The organism is Micromonospora sp. CA-246542, from assembly GCF_050942905.1.
Taxonomy (GTDB): Bacteria; Actinomycetota; Actinomycetes; order Mycobacteriales; family Micromonosporaceae; genus Micromonospora.
The window spans coordinates 4,349,628-4,366,187 of sequence record NZ_CP192040.1; the positions used below are offsets into that span (position 1 = coordinate 4,349,628).

Annotated in this window: 7 protein-coding genes; all 7 read right to left on the reverse strand. The window is 74.7% G+C overall.

The window, feature by feature from the left end; all coding sequences use genetic code 11:
- Nucleotides 1–8: 8 nt before the first annotated feature.
- Nucleotides 9–1,952, reverse strand: coding sequence for a helix-turn-helix transcriptional regulator (locus ACQP0N_RS20360; RefSeq protein WP_433113048.1), 1,944 nt, complete (start codon nt 1,950–1,952; stop codon nt 9–11).
- Entirely contained in the window at nt 1,841–2,326 is a 486-nt protein-coding gene (locus ACQP0N_RS20365) for a hypothetical protein (protein WP_433113051.1), read from the reverse strand. The genes ACQP0N_RS20360 and ACQP0N_RS20365 overlap by 112 nt, the downstream gene beginning before the upstream one ends.
- Entirely contained in the window at nt 2,251–2,637 is a 387-nt protein-coding gene (locus ACQP0N_RS20370; protein WP_433113054.1) for a hypothetical protein, read from the reverse strand. Before ACQP0N_RS20370 ends, ACQP0N_RS20365 begins: the two co-directional genes overlap by 76 nt.
- 12 nt (nt 2,638–2,649) lie before the next feature.
- Nucleotides 2,650–3,060, reverse strand: coding sequence for a hypothetical protein (locus ACQP0N_RS20375; RefSeq protein ID WP_433113057.1), 411 nt, complete (start codon nt 3,058–3,060; stop codon nt 2,650–2,652).
- On the reverse strand, nt 3,057–9,380 hold the full coding sequence (locus ACQP0N_RS20380) for a hypothetical protein (RefSeq protein WP_433113060.1): 6,324 nt from the start codon (nt 9,378–9,380) through the stop codon (nt 3,057–3,059). Before ACQP0N_RS20380 ends, ACQP0N_RS20375 begins: the two co-directional genes overlap by 4 nt.
- Entirely contained in the window at nt 9,317–9,799 is a 483-nt protein-coding gene (locus tag ACQP0N_RS20385) for a hypothetical protein (RefSeq protein ID WP_433113062.1), read from the reverse strand. Before ACQP0N_RS20385 ends, ACQP0N_RS20380 begins: the two co-directional genes overlap by 64 nt.
- 904 nt (nt 9,800–10,703) lie before the next feature.
- The gene (locus tag ACQP0N_RS20390) at nt 10,704–16,517 is read right to left on the reverse strand and encodes a toxin glutamine deamidase domain-containing protein (protein WP_433113065.1); all 5,814 of its coding nucleotides are present in this window, start codon (nt 16,515–16,517) and stop codon (nt 10,704–10,706) included.
- Nucleotides 16,518–16,560 lie beyond the last annotated feature (43 nt).

Genomic DNA, 16,560 nt, shown 5'->3' on the forward strand with positions numbered 1-16,560 from the left:
TCGACCGGTCAGGACACCGCACCGAGAACGTCCCTGTCCAGGCTCGCCGCGGCCAACTCCACGCGCGAACGCAGGCCGGTACGGGCGAACAGTCGGGTCAGGTGGTTCTCGACGGTCTTCTCGCTGAGGCGCAGGCGAGCGGCGATCTGCCGATTCGTACGCCCGCCGCGCAGCAGCTCGATGATCTGCAGCTCGATCGCGCTGAGCGCGGGCCGGGCGCCCCGGGTCTGCGGCGGCGGTACGCCCCGGCGGCGCATCGCCGTGGCGACCACCGTCCGGGTCGCCGCCGCGTCCAGCGTCCGGGCCACCTCGTACGCCTGGCGCAACCACGGTCCGGCATCCTCGGCGGTGTGGCCGAGGGCCAGGGTGGCGTGCCACAGGTCGAGGCGGTGACCACGCGCGCGGGTCTGCTCGACGCTCCGCTCGGCGGCCGCAGCGTCCCGCTCGACGAGGGCGTGGATCAACGACTCCGCCTCGGTGGTGAGCCGTGGACCACCCGTGCCGTCCGGCACCCGGAGGCTTGGCGTGCCGGGGGCGTACCGGGCACCCAGCTCGGCGAGCCGGACGAGCAACTGCTCCACGCCGAGCACGCTGCCGTACGACAGGTGCGCCTCGTAGGCCCGCCAGCCGGCGGCGAGCCGCTCCCGGACGTCCGCCGCGTCGCCTGGCTCCCACCCGGGGCCGTTGGAGACCCACCAGCGCAGGGCCGCGTACGGCGGATCGGCCGGCACCGAGCGCAGCCACTCGGCGGCGGCCTCGCGCTGCCCGCGCAGCGCCAACGCCTCGGCGGCCCACAGTCGGGCCAGCCGGGGCACGAGCCGGTCCGGCAGGTCGGTGAGGTTCGCCTCCCGGGCGGCGGAGAGCACGCCGGCGAGGTCGCCTCGTGCGCGGTGCTCGTGCAACCGGTGGTAGGCGGCGACCGCACCGTCGACGGGTACGCCGTACCGGCTGTCGCCGAGCACCAGGCGCAGCACCAGGGCCAGGTCGCCGAGGCTGCCGGCACGTACCAGCGGGTCGTCCCCCGCCCCGCCGGTGAGCGCCCGCCGGACCGTGGCGAACTCGTGCGCCGTCAGCAGCGACGCGTCCGCGACCGGCGGGTCGGTGACCGGGATCGGCGTACCGGCCGGCCAGGCGTCGCCGAACGCCACCATGGGGTCCGGCCCGGCCAGCGCCGCCCGTACGCGCGGTGACAGCGGCCGACCGGTGTGCAGGGTGGCGAGCAGGGCGGCGGCGGCCAGGTCGGCGTGGCCCGCGGTGGGGACGCCGCGGGCGGCGATCCGGTCGACCTCGGCGGTGAGCCGGGTGAACTGGCCGGTCCGCACCAGGAGCCGCAGCAGTCGCGCCTGGATGTCGCCGGCCGTGTCGTCGCCGTCGCAGTGCCGCAGCGCGGCGCTGAGCCAGTGCGCGGCGCGGTCCGGTTCCCGTTCGGTGGCCCGGGCGGCGGTGGACAGCAGCGTACGGGCGGTACGCCGATCGGGTGGCACCGCGGCGCCGGCCGAGGTGACGTGGTCGGCGAGCGTGGCCCGGTCCGCCCGGTCACCCGCGCCCGTACGGCGGAACAGCGCGGCGGCGCACGCCCGGTGCAGTCGGGCCACCGCCTGCGGTCCGGCGTCGTGGACGAGACGGGCGGCCAGCGCGCGGCTCTGCGGGCGGATGCCGCCGAGCCGGTCGGCGACCAGCACCCCGGCCTCCACCAGATCGTCGAGGATCGCGCCGTGACCGTCGGGGTCGCCGAGCGTGGCCGTGGCGAACAGTGGCAGGTCGGCGAGGCCGAACCGGGCCACCGACGCCATCGTGGCCAGACGTACGGCGTCGACGCCGTACGCGTGCAGCCGCACGGTCAGCGGATGACCCGACGGCAGGAGGATCGGCGCGGACGGGTCGCGCAGGCACAGGTGCCCACCGGCCTCGGTGAGCCGGCCGTCCCGGCGTAACGCGTCGACGGTCGCCACGACGGTCGCCGGATGCCCGGCCAGCGGGCCGAGCGCGTCACCCAGCGCCGAGGCGAACGCGTCGTCGACGGGGTGCGGTAGCGGCGACCGAGCAGCTCGCGTACCGCCGGGGCGGGCAGCGGCGGAAGGTCGACGACCACGTCGGCCAGCGCGTCGAGGCGACCGGCGGCGGGCGCGTCCGGCTCGGTGGCGGCGACGACCAGGACTCCCGGGCGGACGGCCGCGCCGAGCGCGAGGACCCCGGCCGGCTGGTCGCCGGCGTCGTCGGCCAGCAGGACGGTCGGGCCCCGACGGCCGATCAGGGCGAAGAGCGCGCCGGCCTCCGGGCCAGCACGGCGCTGCGGCCCGGCGACGGGTCGGCGGACGGCGGGCACAGCGCGCCGAGGGCGGCCACGGGTGCCGCCAGGGTCGGCTCGCCCAGCGACTCGTAGTGCTCCCGGACCGCGTCGAGCAGCCCTTCGAAGCCACTCGTGCCGCTTCGCGCCGGACCGGCCGGCGGCAACCGCAGCACCGCGACGCCCGTGGACTGCCAGGCGTCGGCGGCGGCGTCCAGCAGGGCCGTCCGCCCGCTACCCGCGACGCCACGGACCAGCGCGAAGCGGCCGCCGTCCCCGGCGTCGCGTCCGGCCGTGGCGAGGGCGTCGAGTTCCGCCTGCCGTCCCACCGCCGTACGCCGTCTCCGCATGCCCGGTTCCTATCAGCGCACGCGGACGGTCGGGTCGTCGTCACCGCTCGCCCCCGCGAAGTCGGGGGACATCCCTCGCGAATGCCCCTCCCCCACGGTCAGGAAGATCTCCCCGGCGGCGGCCAGCGAGCGCAGATAGCGCTCGTCGTCATCGGTGTCCAACCAGATCGTGGCGTCGTCGCGGTGCTGCCCGTCGCGGCGCACGTCGACGAGGACCGTCGGCGGTACGGCATCCGGGCCGAACCCGGCGAGCAACCGCTGCCGGATCCGAGTCAGTGAGCGCTCCGCGTGGGCGACCCGTGCGGCGCGGCGGTGCCGCGACGGCAACCGGGCGTACCCGTCGATCAGCTCGGCGAGCAGATCCGCGGGATGCTCCGCCATCACGTGGCGGCCACCGTCGGCCGCGATCATGCGGATCGTCATGACTGACCAACGGGGACCGCCGGCCCGTGGTTCACGTCGTCGGCGAGCAGGGCGAGGGCGACCAGGTCGGAGGGGTCCTCAGGCAGGACGGCGGCGACGGCGTCGAGGAGGCGGCGTGCCTCGTGCGACACGACCGCCGGCTCGTCGTCGTGCCACCAGTAGTGGTGGTTGCCCAGCCACACCGGCGCGGCCGCCCCACCGGCGTTTCGCAGCGCGTGCACCAGTCGGATCTGGGCCTGCAGGACACCGAGGTTGAGATTCGTCCAGTTGATCGAGGCGCGCAGCGCGTCGACGGTGGCCTCGGTGACACCGACCATTCGGGCGAGGGCCGCGTGGTGGGTGGACACGAACGCGGCGAGCGAGGTGTGCTCGTCGGGCCCGAGCACGGCGTCGACCGTGGCCGACCGGATCCGCGCACCGGATGCCCGGACGTGCCGGGCCACGGCCCGCAGGTCCGCCCAGGTGTCCCGGGTGTCGGACAGGCGCAGGGTCACGCCGTGGCCGTCCGGCCCGGTGGTCACCGCGCTCGGGTCGGCCAGCCGCCCGGAGAGTTCGGCGAGGTCCACCGGGCCGGCCGTGCGCAGGGTCAGGCTCAGGCCGGCGGCGTCCGCGCCGGTCAGGACCGGACCCGTCCGGTACGGGATCGGGTCGTCGCCGGCGGCCACTCTGTCGCGCAGGGTGGCGCGTACGGCCTGGACGTCGACCGCCACCCGCGCGGGCGGCTCGGCGTCGACGACGGGCGCTGGCCGCGCCACCGGCGTCTCACCGATCGACGGTGGCGCGGGGGCGGCCGGGGGCCGCGCGGTGGCCCGGGTGGGGACGCCACCGCGCACGTCGTGGCCGAGCGGCGCGTCCACCAGGGCGCGCGCGGTCGAGGCGGATTCCGGGCTGGCCCGGCCGGGCGCGACGGTCGCGTCCGCGCCGATGACGAGGGCTCGGGCGGCCACGGCCGACTCGAATCGGGCGTCCGCGAAGGGCCCGGGATTCGCGAAGACCCGTTCGCCGGACGGACGGCCCGGGTCGGCCCAGAGCACACGACCGTCCGCGAGGGTGTGTGCGAGGAACATGTGGTGCACGGTCTGGTTCGGTCGTTGCAGCAGTACGACGGCGGTCGTGCCGGGCCGGTCCCGCAGGTCCGCCTCGACCGTCTGCCAACCCGTCACGGGCGTCCAGTCGGTCTGATCGCTCAGCCAGGACGTCGCGGCGTCGGCCTCCCGGGTGCGGCTCGGGCGCAGGGCGTGCAGCTCCGGCGTGGCGGACGGGTAGAGCCGGGTGACCATCCGCTCGGCCAGCGCGAGGCACTCGGCGAGCGACAGCAGACCGGTGCGGACGAACGCCGCGTTACCGGCGTCGGCCACCTCGTCGACCGTCCGCCGGAACGCCGGCTCGTCCATCCTGGCCGGGGACGGCGCTGCCAGGCGGCTGGCGGGCGCGGTGTCGATGCGGCTGCCCAGCTCCATGCCCTGCACGGGGTCGACGACTGTCGGCGCGAACCGGGCCGGCGGCTGGTACGTGGTGTCCGGTCGCACGGTCGTCACCGCGAACAGCCCGCCATCCCGGTCGATCAGCAGCCGGTGGCCCGGATCACCCGGCGGATAGATCACCAGGGTCGCGTCGTAGCGCATGAGGTGGTACTGGGCCCGTCGTTCGCTGTTGCGTTCGCCGACGTTGCTGGTCTCGCCCTCGTATCCCCGACCGCCGCCGAAGCCGCCGTATCCGGAGCCGCCCGGGCCGGTGCGGATGTTGCCGGTGGTCCCCCGCAGCGTCGCTCCGCCGCCCACCGACGAGCTGGTGCTCTGAGAGACCTCGTAGCTGGGTCTGGTGTCCCGCTGCCGGTAGTTGCGGCCCTTGTGGGCGAAACCGCGGGGCCGCACGGTGCCGTCCGGGGCGCGGTCCACGTTGAACGACGAGCCTCGGAGGTCCAGACCGAGCCGGATGCCGGTGTCGCCCACCTGGTAGCGGTGTTCGAGCAGTTCCTCGAAGCGACGGTTGAGCTGGCGGTCCGAGGTGTGGTGGGCCACCGTGCGCTCCAGGGAGCTGAGGTGGCCCTTGCGGGCGATCTCGGGCGGGTTGTCCTCGTCGAAGACATCCGGCCAGGTCCGCAGCGGTTCGGTGACCAGCTTCGCCCACGCGTGGGCGGCCTGCGCGACGGCTCTCATCGACTGCGGGGTGAAGGTGGGGTCGGCCAGCACCGTCGCGTTGAGAGCAGGTGGCGCCGGGCGCGGACCCCGCTCGATCCGGACCGCCGGCAGCGCCGCCGGCCGGGACGGACCGGCCGGGGCCCAACTGCCGTTCACCGGGCCGGTGGAGCCCGACGGCGTGTCCTCGATCGTCAGGTACGCGGGAACGACGAGCCGCCCGCTGCCGGCGATGTCGGTGATCGTGGTGGTCCGCTCCCACCAGCCGGCCCGGCCCACCACGGGCGCGTCGGCCGACCAGCGGCTCCACGAGCCGGTGTCGCGCCGCACCAGCCCCTCGAGGGCGCGGTAGAGGTTCGCGCTGGTGGTGCTGAGGAACCGCAGGAGTTCCGGCAGTTCGGTGGTGAGGCCGATGTCGACACGGAAGGTGATGGGCTGGGTGAACTCGTGCGACTGCTTGATGCCGAGCCGCATGATGTCCTTGGTCTCGTCGGCCAGGCCGCTGCCCACGCCGGTGGTGCGCTGCCACTCGGCCCGGAACTCGCCGGCCAGGTCCGCCTTCGAGGCGATCTCGCCGCGGGCCCGGGTCCGGCCCCCCACGTGCAGGGTGCCCGAGTGCGCGGTGTCGGTCGAGTGTGCCGTCACCGCCTCGCTGCGTTCGGTCAGGGCGACGTCGTCGCGGGGCAGGTCCTCGGTCGGCGCCTGGAGGTCGCCGGTCACCTGCACCAGCAGGAACCGCATCTTCCCGCCGGTGACGACCGGCTGCCACACCCGTAGGCCCGCTCCGGTCAGGGTGGCGAACTGCCCTTCGAGGGCGGCGGGCCGCAACCGGGCGATGAGGGCGCGGACGAGGAGCGTGGGCGGCAGGTCGATCGGGTTGGCGCGGCGCGGCAGCAGCTTCCATACCGACAGCGCACGGGTGACGGCGGGCAGCACGGCACGGGCGGCGAGCCGCTCCGGGTGCGACCACGCGCGGACCGGCTCCGGATCGACCGGGCGGCGCGTCGGTGGGCTGGCTGGCGTGACGGTGGTGGCGCCGGGCAGCCCGAGGGCCGCCGCGAGCCGGTCCGGCGCAATGAACTCCTTGCCGAGGTTGACCCGCAGGTAGCGGACGGCTTGCGTGACCTCGCCCTGCTCACCGTCCCACCGCTCCGCACTGATCTTGAAGACGAGGTCGCTGCGGTAGTGCTGGGTGAGCCCGCCGTAGGTGGCCCGGGTGATGTCGATGTAGCCGGACTCGTCGGACACCCCGTCCTCGCGGGACCACCGGTAGCCACCGGACGGACCGAAGGCGAGGCGACCGAGACCACCCTCGCCCGCGGTGTCACCGCCGGGCAACGGTCCGCCGCCGCCGACGCCGCCGACCTGCCGACGGGTCGGGTCGGACGGGGCGACCCGGTCGGTCGGATCGTCGACCGTGCCGGAACCGCCGAGTGGAAGGACCGGACCGGTGGAAATGCTGATCCCGGCGCTTGTGCCGGTGTCGTGCGACCACTTGTGGCCGGCGCTGAACTGCTGGTAGTGCTCGATCTCGACGTCCGAGGGCGGCCGGGTCTGCTCGGGGTTGAACGCCCGCACCTGCACCCGTACCGCCTGGTGGTGTCCGCCCTCGTCGGGCAGATCGATGAGCCAGCCATAGCCGTCGGTCATCTCGGCGAGGCGCCCGGCGACCTGGCTGGCGATGCCCACGCTCCACAGCGGACGCGGCCAGTTCAGCGGTTCCGTGAACCACCGGCGATCCAGGTTGTTGATCTGCGCGTACGTGCGAGCGGCCTGAGCGGCGACCTCGGGCAGCCCGGGCAGGAAGGGAAACACCCCGGCCGCGGACTCGTCTTCGTACGGGATGGGGTCGGCCTGGTCCCACGCGCGGAAGGTCACCTCGGTGACCCGGCCGGCCTGATCCTGCTCGGCTGGCGTGACAGTCCGGTCCAACCGGTGCTCGTCGGGCAGCACGGTCCGCAGGGCGGTGACGTCCGGTTCATCGGGGTTGTTCGGATCGTTCGGGTCTCTCGGGTCGTCGCCGATGAGGTAGGTGACCCGTGGCTGCGTCCCCTGACGCAACACGACCTCGTAGATCACCCGATAGCGGAATTCGGTCACGCCCTGCGTCGTCTCGGTACGCCGGTAGTGCTTGACCGCGCCGTCGTACGCGTCGGAGCGGGACCACTCCCACTCGCCCTGCACCTCGGCCCGCCCGAGCTGAAGTTTCCACTCCTCGAGCGGCAGCGGGACGAGCAGACCACCGCCGAAGCCACCGCCCATGCCGTGGGAGGTGCCGACCGAGCCCTCCACCGAGCTGCCCTGCAGAGCGCGCAGGTTGACGTCCATCGGATAGGCGACCGTATCGCGCAACTCCTCCAGGTAGGCGATGACGAGCACGTCGTACGGAACGCCCTCGATGGTCACCTGGAACGGGTCTCCGGTCTGGAACCGGCTCGGGTCCGCCTCCATTGCGTCGCGCCCGATGTGGATTTCCAGGTCCTCGATGACGTCGACGGGCAGCTCCTCGCGGTGCGACAGGGCGAGCAGCCCGGCGGTGGCGGTGTCGAGCACCACCTCGGCGCCGGGCAGCGACAGGGGTGCGCTCGGGCCCAGGCCGCGCCGGGTGGCCAGGGCAAGGGGCTCGCCGGGCACCGCCGTTGCCGGATAACGGCCCCGCAGCTGCGGCGTCTCGACCCTCGGCATCAGCCGTCGGGTCTTCGGGTCGACGACCCGACCACCGGTGAGAACCTCGACGGCGCGGGGCCCGAGGCGGTCGCGGATCTCCTCTTCGTCGACCAGTCGGCCGATACGCCGAGGCGCCGGCGGCACCGCCACGATCGGACCGTCCATGGGGGCACCGAGCAACGCCTGCTCGTACTCGCCGCGCTGGTCCTGCCAGACGGCCACCTCCCCGGGCATGCCGAGCAGCACCACCGGCCGGACCTCGCCGGAACTCAGCTGGGTCACCAGCACCGTCTCGAACTGCTGGCGGTACCGGGTCTGCGCCCCGGTGCGCTTGAACACGGTGTGGTTGAGCACGCTCTCGCCGAGTTCGACGCCGGCATCGCGACCGACGCTGCCGCCCAGCTCGCCGCTGACGGTGCCCTGCAACCTGTTGTCCTTGGGCAGCTTCCCGCCCGGCGTGGGCAGCGCACGGGCGATGTGACTGATGCCGTACGACGCGACCTCGCCGGCGACGGCGACGCTCCGGCTGCCGTCGGCGCTGGTACCGGCCTCCGCGATGACGCCGAGGTCGTCGCGGACCGCGACGTCCGGCGTGTCACCGAGGTGTTGCAGGCTCATCGGCCGGAGCATGAGGTGCAGCGACATGGTCGTGCTGCCGTGGTGCAGGCCGGTGGCACGGTCCGAACCGTGCAGCAGGCGTCGGTTGCGGTTCAGCGCGGTCCGCTCGTTGAGCAGTTGCGCCACGCCCTGCCGGGCGAAGTCGGCGGCCGCGTCCGCGTCGAGGCTCTCCCGCAGGGCCCGGTGCCAGCCGGTGATGAGTTGTTCGGTGGCCAGGGCGTTGAACACCCGGTCGGCGTTCGAGGTGCGCGCCGGTGACGCGCCGGGCCGGGCCCCGGCGCGCGCCGGGTTCAACTGCCCGTTCGCGGGGTCGGTGTACGGCGTGGGGAACTGGATGAGCAGCAGGTTCTCGCGGGGGTCCAGGGTTCGCGTGGTGGCCCAGAGCCGGCCGTCGACGTACACCTTGAAGGCCAGTCCGGCCTGGAACGTGGTGGAGTCGGCGACGAACATCTGCCGGCCGGCGAGCACCTTGCGCCCCTCGGAGCTGCCGTGCTCGCGGTTGCTTCCGAAGGTGATGTCCGGCAGTTGAAAGATCACCCGGGTCACGTACTGGCTGATGCCGCCGAGCGCGGTGTCCGGGCTGAAGATGCCGCCGGTCGGCCGCTCGCTGTCCCTGGTCCAACCCCGGGACGTCGAGCCGAAGCTGACCTTGTAGACCTTGGCGTCCTGCTCGGGTGCGGGCGGCGCGGGACGGGCCGCCCGGGGCACCGGCAGGATCCACACCAGACGGTTGCCGACACTGAGGTGGATGCCGCTGGTGAGCCGCTCGTCCCAGTGTTCGAGGTACTGCTCGTAGGCGGCGTCGGCCGGGCCGGTGCCGCGCTCGGGCGCGGTCAGCGCCCGGGCGATCTCGCGCCGTACCTGTACGCGGATCGCCTCCGCGTGGTGGGTCGGCACGCCGGCAAGGACGGGCAGGCCGGCCGCGAGACCCTCGCGAGCTGCGCGGCGGAGCCGGCGCGGGTGGTGGCCGGTCGCCCGGCGGCCAGCACGGTGAACTGGCCGAGCGCGCCGTCCTCGAGATACCACGGCACGGTGGTCCCCTCAGCCGGCGCGGCGGGCGGCAGAGCGCCGGCCGGGCCCTGGCCGCCGGGCTGGCCGTCCGCGTCCAGCCCCAGGACGGTGACGCCGGGTGTGCGCAGCATCCGCTCCAGGACGCCGGGCGCGGGCCGGTCCAACAGCCCGGGATGGGTGGGATCGACGACCCGCAGGACCGGGGCGTCGCCGGTGTCGTCCGACCACAGCCAGAAGACGCGGTCGCGGTCGGGCACGTGCACCAGGGCCATCGCGCCGGGCGCGTCGCGCAGCGCGGTGAGCATGCCCGGTACGTCGCCCAGGGGCGCGCGGTGCCGCCGAGGAGTCGCTGGAGTTCGGGCAGGGTGAGCCGGACGACGTCCGGGGACCAGCGGCTGTCCACCACGTTCGCCGCCCGGCCGTGCAGCGCGACGAACGCCCCGTACGCGCGGGCCACGTCGTGCTGCAACACCAGCTGGGGGCGTTGCGCCTCGACCGTACGCACCCAGTCACGCAACCGGTCCGGGTCGCGGCCGGTGGCCCGACCGGGCAGGGTCAGGGCGGCGGCGACGGCGTCCGAGCCGGTGCCGTGGCGCGTACCCGACAGGCCCAGCACACCCGGCTCGGCGGGCGAGCGCGACGCCAGGGTGATGGCGTCCAGGTCGGACCGGTCCGGCACCGGCTGCGGCGACGGCAAACCGTCGGGCGTCGACTGCGTCGGTGGCCGGCCGGCACCGTCCGGCGTGGGCAGCGGCCGGGGCCGGCCGTCCGCGTCGAGCAACAGGGCGCGGACGCCGTACCCGGTCAGCGCCCGCTCCCACCGGGTACTCGGCGCGCCGGTGAACGCCTCGTCGGCGAGCAGGCCGGCGCGTTGCGTGTCGATCACCCGCAGCGTCGGTGTCCCGGTCCGGTCGTCGGACCACAGCCAGAAGACGTGGCCCCGGGCCGGACCGGCGTCCGGCGCGAGCACCAGGTCGTTCGCGGGCAGGTGGATGAGCGCCAGCGCTCCCGGGGCGCCGCGCAGCCCGGCCAGCAGGGCGGGCAAGTCCGTCAACCGGTTCAGCGACCCGTCCAGCAGATCCTGGAGGTCCCGGACGGTCATCGACTGCGGCGCGGCGGCGGCCCGGTTGTCGACCACGTTCGCGCTGCGGCCGTGCAGGGCGACGAACGCCGCGTACGCCCGTACGACACAGTCGGTCTCGCTCAGTGTCACCTCGTCGCCGGGCCGGTCCGGCTCCACCGCGGCCACCCACTGTCGCAGCCGCTCCGGGTCCCGGCCGCCGGCACGGCCCAGACCGGGCAGCGCTCGCCCGACGATCTCGCCGGCCGGCAGCCGGGGGCGTCCGGGGTGTCCGCGCCCCCGACCGATCCCGGTTCGGTGGGAGACCGGCGCGCGGGGGTCTGCGCATCGACGGTGCTGTCGGCGTCGGCGTCGGCGTCGGTCTCGGTGTCGGTATCGGACGAGTCGTCGGCGCGTTCGGTGGCCGTCTGCCCGTGCGCCGCCGCCTCCGCCTGCGCGGCGTCGGCGAAGTCGGTGACCTCGACGCCCGGGATGGCCCGCAGGAAATCCAGCAGACCGGGCGGGTCCGGGATCACGGTGCGCCGGACGCCGGCGTCCGCGGCGTTGAGGACCTCGTCGAGGTCGAGCGAGTTCGCCGGTGTGGTGATCGCCGAACGTCCCTGCCGGGCCGCGCGTTCCGCCCGCCACTGCGCCAGCAGGCCCGCCACCTGGGCGGCCGACCCGTCGTCGAGCACGGTGAGGGTGTGCCCCTCACCCCGGAGGAAGTGGAACAGCGAGGCGATCTCGTCCTCGGCCACCGACCAGCGCCGCTGGAGCCGGTCCGCCCACTCCACCGCCACGTCGCGTACCTGGGCGGCCCGGTCCACACGCGGCACGCGAGGCCCGGTCGAGGCCGCGTCGCGCTGCGGGCCCTCCGGCAGGGACTGCACCAGCGCCGACACCGTGCGCGGGTCCATCCTCAGGTCGGCGGCCAGGTCGGCGAGCACCGCCGGGTGCAGGTACGCGCTGTCGGCCAGCCGGAAGAGATCGCTGGGTACCCGACCGGTCATCCGGTAGATCTGCCACAGCGACTCGATCAGCGGCCGGGGCGGTCGGTCGCCGCCCGGCACCAAGCTGACCCGGGCACCGGGGCGGGTCCACGCCGTGGCGAGTCGCGGGCCGGTCACCGGGTCCGCCAGCAGGGCGTGCACCGGCGCGTAGCGGTCGTGCGGGGGTGCCGGGTCGTTGAGCGCCCGTAGCCCGTCGGCCGAGGTGAACACGGCGGGGTCGACGCCGAGTTCGGCGACCAGCGCGAAGAGCAGCAGCGGGTCCACCACCCCGAGTCGCGCCGCGTGCGCCGCGACATCCAGCGGTACCCGGCCGACCCGTGTGCCGACCATGGCCGCCCACATCGCCGGCACGCCGAGTTCGGCGCCCAGCCGGATGGACGGCTCCTGGACGTCCATCAGGCCGATCAGCGACACCTGGAGCTCGCCGAACTCGATCAGTGTCTCGGGTGGGACCGGGTCGCCGGTGCCCCAGGCGCGGGGCAGACCCATACTCAGCACCACGGCCGTCGGATCGTCGAACAGCAGGGTGTCCGCCGGCGGACCGGCGAACCGGCCCTGCGTCGCGCGGGCCAGCACGAACTGCCGGACGGCGCTGCCCCGGGCGTCCAGGTGCTCCTCGAGCTGTGTGGCGTACTCCGCGTGCCGGTCGTCGTCGGCCAGCGCCGCCCGGTCGAGCAGCCCGAAGACGGCCGGGTCGAGAAACCAGCGAGCGACGTAGTCCACCAGACGGCCGAGGGGGATGCCGTGCCGGTTGGCCGGGTCCAGCAGCTCGACCGGGGTCCGCTCGAGGTCGTCGGCCACCAGCTCGTAGATGGTCCAGGGCGGTTGACCGGCGGCCCGGGCGAGCGCCAGGACCGCCCGGTGGTCGAGCCACGGCCGCGCCTCGTGGTCGAGCAGAAAGTTGAGCGGATCGAACCGAGGATCGGCGAACCGCCGCGTCCAGTACGTCCCCAACCACGCCTCACCGGAGCGCTGCCCGGTCACGGCGCTGCCGTGCGTGTCCGGCAACGCGTTGGCGAGGCGATCGCCGAATTCCAGCGCGCTCAGGTCGTCCGGCCGTTGGAAGAACGGCTGGTCGTGCAGGACTTCCTCGAACGCCCTCGCCATCGCCTCCATCGCGCCGGCGAGCTCGGCGGCGGCCGGGTGCGGTGTGCCGTCCGGCTCCCGCAGCTCGGGGCGCTGCCGCAGGTTCGCCGCCACCGCCGCGGCCAGCAGCCGGGCGTACCGGGCGTCGGCGGTGAGCACCGCGAGATAGAGCCCGGGCAGGGTACGGGCGATCCGGTCCTGCGGCTCCAGGGTGAGGCTCCGCACCGCCTGGTCCCGGTCCGCCCACGCCGCGCGCAGCTCAGGCCCGGGCCACGTCGAGTCGTCCAGGAGTTGGATGATCGCGCGTTCCACCTGGTCGCGCGCCACCACGGCGTTGCGCAGCCGATCCCGGCTGCTGATGGCCGCCGCCGCGACGGCCGGATGCAAGCCGGTGAGCTGCCGCAACCCTCCCACCCAGCCGCCCAGCAGGTCACCCAGGTCACCGAGCCCGCCGATCCGGTCGGCGGGCAGGTCCGTGACGAAGCGCTGCATCGCCCCGCGCAGCCGGTTACCCCGGTCGCGCAACACGTCGGTGTCGGACCCGGGCACCTCCGCGTGCCTTAACCGACCCAGAGCCGTGGTCAGGACCGCCGGGGTCACCACCGCACCCCACGCGCCGACGGCGCCCCGCGCCGCCTGCCGGAACATCCACGGCACGCGCAACGCCTCGTCCTGCACCAGCGAGCGACGGGCCGCGAACGTCCGCAGCAGCGCGGCGACCTCCACCACGTTCTGGTAGTCCGGGTCGGACAGGGGCAGCTCACTGCGCAGCAGCGGCGCGGTGAACGGGTGCAGGTATCGCGGGTCGGTACCGATGACGCCGGCCGCGACCAGCACCGTGTCCGCCGACAGGTTCATCCGGTGCGCGATGCGGAGCAGGTCGATCGGCAGCCGGCCGCTGGCCACCGCGACCCGGGCGACGTCGACGAAGCGGTTCAGCGCCGACGATCCGACCCGGTAACCCAGCGCGGTCGCCCCGCGCAGATCCCCCCACGGCAGGTCGAGCAGCGCTCGGGCGGCAGTCCGCAGTTCCTGGGCGACGGCATCCAGGCCGGTCAGCGAACCCGCCCACGCGGTCAGCTCCGCGTCGCTGACCTCGGTGGTGCGCGGCAGACCGGTCAGCAGTGCCTCGGACGGACCGGTCAGGTCCTCGGCGAGCAGGCGCAGGGTGAGTTCGACCCGCTGCAACGGCACGTCGGCGAGGAACTCGTGGGCCAGCAGCACGATGTACGGCGACGGCAGCAGGAAGGAGAGCTGACCGGGGTGGAAGCCGAGCCGACCGGCAAGCATCAGTTGGCCAGTGAGGCCGGCGGCGTTGTCGTGCGGCAGGTAGCCGCTGCGGCGCAGATTCGCGCGAACGGCCTCGGCCCTCGCGGCCACGGGCGCCCGGCTCGAACCGGGCACGTCCAGGTCCGGCACGACGGCGTCGCGGACCTCCGGCGCGATCACCGCCAGGTGGCCGGGCAGCACACCCAACTCCATCGCCAGGTCCTCGACCTGGTCACGGTCGTCGAGCCCGAGCGCGTCGGCGACCCGGTCGGGCCGGGTGTCGATGTCGTGCCGCAGCCGGGCCACCGCCACCGCCTCGGCGAGCAGGGTGTCCGGCAGCGCGGTGAGCAGGTCGAGCGGCACCGCGTAGTGGACGAAATCGAGGAGCGCCGGCAGGGCGTCGGCGGCGAGGCCCAGCCGACCGGCGATGTCCGCGATCGCCACCACGTCGTCGTCGGTGATCCGGGCGTACGGGTCGAGACTGCGGCGCAGCTCCCGCACGGTGACCCCGTCGAGCCGCGCGAGGCGGCTGCCGAACACGGCCAACGCCCGCGGGTCGACGCCGAGGTCGACGGCGAGCGTCAGCAACGACCGGGGCGCGACGCCCATCCGGTCGGCGAGGGCGGTGAGGTCACCGGGCGCGCGACCGATCGCCCCGATCCAGCTGAGCAGGCGCACGGCGGACACGTCCGGGGCGAGCGCCGTGAGCGCGTCCCACCGGGGCCGGTCGAGGTCGACGGACGGATCGTCGCTCAGCGCGGCCCACCTGGCCGAGTCGACCCCCTCCGGCGTCGGACCGAGGCTGCGCGTCGGCTCCGTGTACCCCGGTGGACGCTCGTACGACGCGAGAGCGTCCAGACCCGGTCCGGCGAAGTGGTCCCGCAGCTCGGCGACGGCGGTGACGTCGAGCAGCAGCTCCACCGGACCCGCGCCGCCGACGGCCCGGGCCACCAGGCGGTACTGGTCGCCGAGTCGCACGAACCCCAGCGGTACGGCGTCGGTGAAGCCGCCCGTCCGGGCCCGGTCGGACGGGTTACGGGTCGCGCCGACCGTCACCGCGCCGCTGCGAAGCTGGTCGGGCGTGACCGGGAACGGGACACCCGTCGGCTCCGGCATCCCGGACGGCGGCAGCGGCAGCAGCGGGACGGTCCGCGTGAACTCCTGCGTGAGCGCTACCGTCCGCGGCCACTCGCGGGTGGTGCTGCCGCGTACCTGGCCGATGCGGCGCAGGGTCACGGTGACGTCGACCCGGCTGGTGAGGTGGTCGACGCCGAGGTCGTAACCGTCCCCGCGACGACCGGTCAGCCACAGCTCGTAGCGGTGCGCCCGGGGGCCGGTCCGGTCCGACCGCACCACCACGGGCCCGTCGTCGAGCAGCCGGGGCAGGTGACGGTGCACCGACGGCAGCGTCAGCAGCGCGTTCAGGTTCACCTGGTGACCGTCGAACGTCCAGCGGTACCGGTCGAGCCCGCCGTCGTGGGCGTCGAGCAGCTCGGACGCCACCGCCCGTACCGGCTCCGGGCCGTCCCGGCCGGTCAGGCCCCGTGGCTGTCCGATCGCCTCCACATCCTCGTCACCCGGCAACTCGGGCTCGCGGCCAGCGGTCGGAGTCAGCGCCAGGTAGCCGCCGCCGCTGCGCGCCACGAAGGCCTCGGGCCTCCCCGGATCGCCGTACGCCCGGAGCGCGCCGTCCTCGCCCACCACGACGAGCCGGAGCCGGAGGCCGTCGGCGAGGCGGCCGGGATCGGTCGTACCCCAGCGCTGCGCCACCGTCGCCGGATCCTGGTCGCGGCCCGCCGCCGCGAGCACGGCGGCGACGAGGTCGCGGGGCCGGCCGCCGACCGGTTGCAGGCCGAACAGCGCGGCATGGTCCGATCCGGCGAGGTCCGGCTCCGTCGCCGGTGCCGGATCCGCTGGTACGGCAGGTGTCGGCACGTCCGCCGTGGTGGCGACGAAGCGGACCCGCGACGGCACCGGCGGCACGGTCGCGGGCCCGTTCGTCTGGCCGTCCAGGAAGAACACCCCGTGCTCGTCACGAACCACGTTCACGGAGTGCGCCACCGAACCCGTCGCGTCGTTGACGACCAGGACGCCGCGCGAGCCCACTGGTGCGGCCCGCATCGCGTCGATGACCGCCTGGTAGCCGTCGACCTCCTGCAGGGGCCGTCCCGCGTAGAAGCCCAGCACCCCCACCTCGGTGACGACCGACGCGGGCGCCTCGAACCGGTCCCGCCCACCGACGCGCAACAGCAGATCGGTGACGATCGACGCGAACACGCAGTTCAGCAGCGACCGGAGCGGGTTGACCCGGTCCAGGTACGGATAGCGTTCCCGCATCTGGTCCACGGTGATCGGGTCGCCGACCGGGATCCAGCCGCTGCGATCGACCGGCACCGCGCCCGCCACGTCGGCGGCGGCCGGTGCGACGCTGCTCGACTCGTCGGACGTTGCTGGCGACGTCGGGGCCGGCTCGCCGTCGGCGCGGGGACGCTCGGCCGGACGCGGCACCGCGTACCCGAACACGACACCGCCCACGTCACCACCGCCGCTGTCCCGCCCGGGCGTCGTCGGGACGGGCCCGGTGACGTGCGGAGTCACGCTCAGACCCGTGGTGGCGGTGTGCGGGTGCTGACGGGAACCC

What these genes read in the sequence shown, in the direction of transcription:
- ACQP0N_RS20385 (WP_433113062.1), bottom strand. Translation starts at nt 9,799, where the DNA reads ATGCTCACCGCGCTGCGCGACGCGCCCGGCGCGATGGCCCTGGTGCAC.
- ACQP0N_RS20375 (WP_433113057.1), bottom strand. Translation starts at nt 3,060, where the DNA reads ATGACGATCCGCATGATCGCGGCCGACGGTGGCCGCCACGTGATGGCG.
- ACQP0N_RS20370 (WP_433113054.1), bottom strand. Translation starts at nt 2,637, where the DNA reads ATGCGGAGACGGCGTACGGCGGTGGGACGGCAGGCGGAACTCGACGCC.